This window comes from Vibrio sp. 1978 (assembly GCF_033344345.1).
On record NZ_JAWPOP010000359.1, the window covers coordinates 1 to 768 of the forward strand.

General features: G+C 46.6%; 1 protein-coding gene and 1 pseudogene. Both read right to left on the bottom strand.

Going from position 1 to position 768, the window contains the following annotated elements; all coding sequences use genetic code 11:
- A pseudogene (locus tag R8N49_RS26615) lies at positions 1-188 on the bottom strand (long-chain fatty acid--CoA ligase); the annotation flags it as partial.
- 80 nt (positions 189-268) lie between these two features.
- Positions 269-768 (bottom strand): thermostable hemolysin (locus R8N49_RS26620; RefSeq protein ID WP_318190384.1); only part of this gene is annotated, 500 nt, incomplete at its 5' end.

Consider the following 768-nt stretch of genomic DNA (forward strand, 5'->3'; position numbering starts at 1 on the left):
CTGTTTTCTGCGCGTAGCGCGAGTGCTTTGATGTTCTGTGTAATAAGCTCGGCGGCAACGAGTTCGATCTTGTTTAACAATTCAGAGTAAGTCAGTTCAACCGTTTGATTCGCTTCGTAGCCGACAAGTGCTACTCGATCTGGTGTCGTTTTTGCCCATTTTGTAATGGCATCGAGGAGAATATTCATACATCACCTATATTCTGGCGTTGTGTTTAACCAAGTTGTTGTGGTTGTGTTTGCGTTTTTAACGACGTTTACTTTTCTATCTAGGCTTGTTTGCGTTTTCTTTCTTGGACTAATCGAAGACGCTCTAGTCCTTTTTGCAAATTGCCAGCTAACACACGCGGTTGATGTTCGTAGTACGACCCCCAAGTGGACTCGGCATCGGGGACTTTGTTTTGATCGGCCTGCGCGATGATATGAGGCTCCAATCCTAGGCGCGCCATCATGGCGTGAAGTGGATCTGTCGCGGTGAAGATGCACCATTCAAAACCGAGGTTGACCAGCATTTCTGCGATGAGGTAGAAGTGCAGAGACGACATGCCCTTAGCGAAAGATGCCAAGTGACCGAACTCCACTAAGTTCGAACGTTTTACGTCGCAGTTAAATACGTTAGAAACCAGCTTTTGGGCGTCGTCTTCTAAATACTGTTCAAGGAACAAGGGCTCATCTTCGGCGATGCGAAAGCCGCATACGGAAATAATTTGGCCGCCTTCAATGAGGGTTAAATACGCCGGCATAAATTGTTTTAGCTCGGCAAAGAATG